The sequence below is a fragment of the Streptomyces prasinopilosus genome (assembly GCF_001419695.1).
In the GTDB taxonomy this organism is placed as follows: domain Bacteria; phylum Actinomycetota; class Actinomycetes; order Streptomycetales; family Streptomycetaceae; genus Streptomyces; species Streptomyces prasinopilosus.
Genome location: NZ_LIRG01000544.1, coordinates 1 through 2,634 on the forward strand (window position 1 = coordinate 1; position 2,634 = coordinate 2,634).

3 protein-coding genes and 1 pseudogene are annotated in these 2,634 nt (G+C 74.1%); 3 read left to right on the top strand and 1 reads right to left on the bottom strand.

Annotation, left to right across the window (positions count from 1 at the left end):
- A partial coding sequence (locus AOK18_RS21605) for an ATP-binding protein (protein WP_240503270.1) occupies positions 1–358 on the bottom strand: 358 nt, incomplete at its 3' end.
- A 184-nt stretch (positions 359–542) separates the two neighbouring features.
- On the opposite strand from AOK18_RS21605, the gene AOK18_RS21610 reads away from it, so the two are divergent.
- The 3 genes and pseudogenes from AOK18_RS21610 to AOK18_RS21620 form a co-directional block, all read left to right on the top strand.
- Positions 543–1,382 (top strand): helix-turn-helix domain-containing protein, encoded by an 840-nt coding sequence (locus AOK18_RS21610; protein ID WP_055695433.1) that lies wholly within the window; start codon positions 543–545, stop codon positions 1,380–1,382.
- Positions 1,379–1,591 carry a DUF397 domain-containing protein gene (locus AOK18_RS21615; protein ID WP_055695432.1) on the top strand — a complete coding sequence of 71 codons (213 nt, stop codon included), beginning with the start codon at positions 1,379–1,381 and terminating at the stop codon, positions 1,589–1,591. Before AOK18_RS21610 ends, AOK18_RS21615 begins: the two co-directional genes overlap by 4 nt.
- A 323-nt stretch (positions 1,592–1,914) precedes the next feature.
- Positions 1,915–2,634 (top strand): annotated as a pseudogene (locus tag AOK18_RS21620) (FUSC family protein); the annotation flags it as partial.

The window sequence follows — 2,634 nt, forward strand, 5'->3', positions numbered from 1 at the left end:
CCAGGAGCAGGCCCCGGCCCGACTCGCCGTCCGGGGCCGGTGTCCCGGCGACCGGTCGTCCCTCCGTGCGGGTGTCCGTGACCTCGATCCGCGGGGTGCCGTCCTCAGCCTCGGTGAGGCGGAGGTGGACGTCGCGGCCCGGCACGCGCCCGTGCCGGACCGCGTTCGCGGTGAGTTCCGCGGCGATCAGCGTGACCGTCTCGTTCGCCGGTGAGGCGTACGGGTGCCCCCACGCGTCCAGACGGTGCGAGACCACCCGGCGGGCGAGGCGCGCACCCCGCGGGGTCGAGGCGAACCGCATCGCGAACGTGCGGGCAGGCCGGGGTGTACGCCTTTGCGGGGGATTCGCTGACTTCATGGGGTAACCGTGGCGAACCGTGCGTAGCGTCGGCCAGGTGTGACGCGCCGACCGGCGGCGGCTGTACGCCGCCGGCGCGGGGCCTGTACACGGGGTGATCCGTGACCGGGCGCCCGCGGTGCCGGTTGGCCGCGTACGTGAGGGCGGGGTGTTCGGCGGCGCGTACGTACGGGAGGTACCGGGCGTGGAGGAACAGCGACAGCAGGTGGACGGCCAGGAGCAGGAGGCGGGCGCGGGCATCCTGCACGTCTTCGGACGGCAGTTGAAGCTGTGCAGGGAACGGGCGGGACTGGACCGCGCGGAGCTGGGGAGCAGGGCGGGGTACTCCGCGTCGACGATCGCCAGCTTCGAACAGGGGCGGCGGATCCCGCCGCCCAAGTTCATCGACAACGCGGACGAACTGCTCGACGCGGGCGGGTTGCTGAAGGCGGGGAAGGAGGAGGTGGCGCGGGCGCAGTATCCGGCGTTCTTCCGGGACGCGGCGCGGTTGGAGGCGCAGGCGGTCGAACTCCACGTGTACGGCACCCGGGCTGTCCCCGGACTGCTGCAGACGGAGGAGTACGCCCGTGCCGTGTGCGTGATGTGGCGTCCGTTGCTGGACGCGGAGGTCATCGAGCAGCGCGTGGCCGCCCGCATGGCGCGGAAGGACATCTTCGCCAGACGTCCGGCACCGCACCTGACCTTCGTGATCGACGAGGGGGTGCTGCACCGCCCGCTCGGTGGTGAGACCGTTTGGCGTGGTCAGCTGGAGCACCTCGTGCTGGCCGGGGAGCAGCGGAACGTCGAGATCCAGGTAATGCCTCTCTCCCGTGAGGAACATGCAGGACTGGCCGGTCCGTTCACCTTGATGGAGACCAGGGATGAGCGGAGGATCGCCTACACAGAGGTGCAAGGTGATAGCCACGTCCACACCGAGCGCGGCAAGGTCCGGGAGCTTGAGGCCGTGTACGGAAGCCTCCGAGCGCAGGCGCTCACACCGGCCGAATCGCTCTCGACGATCGAGAAGCTGTTGGGAGAGAGATGAGCGGGGACACGGCCGGTCGGGACTTCGGGAACCTGGCTTGGTTCAAGAGCAGTTACAGCGCCGGGGACGGCGGCGAGTGCGTTGAGGTCGCGGCCGGGAGCGGAGGCGTGCACGTGCGCGACTCGAAGGCCCTGGCTGGACCCGTGGTCGGCCTGACGCCGCAGGCGTGGGCGGAGTTCGTCGGGTTCGCCGCCCGGCACACCGCGTAGGGCGAAGAGCACCGCGGTGCCCCGTGACCCCTGACCCGGGTCACGGGGCACCGGCGTACCCGCGGGGACCGGCGACGGCCGGCTGCCTCCCGGCGTCCGCGGTCCCCGGGAGGCGTCCCCGCCCCGGCCTGCGGGAATCCCGAGGAACAAGCGCGTCACGGGCCGCGTTCCCCCAGGAACACACCCTTCGCTCGCAACGTCACCTCCCGGAAACGCGACCGTTTCCCTTCCTCCGACAACCCCGCCTACGGTGGACACCGCGTCCCCGCCCGGTCACCGTCGCCCGCGAGCCCGCCCGCCCTCGACGAGACGACTGGAGCCCCGTGACCCGCACCACGCCCGCCGTACCCCTCTGGCTCGCCCACGCCCTGCGGGCCCAGCGCGGACCGGTCCCGTGGAGCGCGGTCGTCCGGGGGCTGCTGGGCGGCGGACCCCTGCTGGCCGCCGCCATCCTCGCCGGACGGCCCACCCTCGGCGTCCTCGCCGCCGTCGGCGCCATGTTCGCCGGGATCAACGACCGGCCGGGCAGCCGGCGCGCCTCCGTCAGCCGCATCGGCGTGCCCGCCCTGGCCGGGGCGACCGGACTCCTCGTCGGAACCTCCGCGGGGGAGCACCTCCCGGCCGTCCCGCTGACGCTGGTGCTGACCGGATGCGGGCTGGTCGCCGGCGCGGTCAGCGCCCTGGGCCCCGTCGGCTCCGCCGTCGGCATCCAGCTGCTCGTCGGGGCCGCCGTCGGCGCCGGAATGCCCCTGCCCGAACCCGGAGGGCAGCGGGCGCTGGCCCTCCTCGCCGGAGCCGGCTGGCTGCTCCTGCTGCGGCTGGCCCTGCCCACCCCGGGCTCCCGCACCGGCGACTCCCGGCTCGACTTCCGCTTCGACGGCGAACGGCACGCCGTGGCCGGCGTGTACGAGGCCGTCGCCGCACTGCTCGACGCCACCGGCACACCCGCCGCCCTCGCGCGCCGCGCCGCGCTCACCGCCGCAGCCGCGACCACGCCCAGGACGCCCTGGCCGTGCCCCAGGCTGCGGCGGTGAGCGCGGCGC

Bases quoted from the DNA above. Each gene is read 5' to 3' on its own strand.
- AOK18_RS21615 (WP_055695432.1), top strand. From the start codon at position 1,379: ATGAGCGGGGACACGGCCGGTCGGGACTTCGGGAACCTGGCTTGGTTC.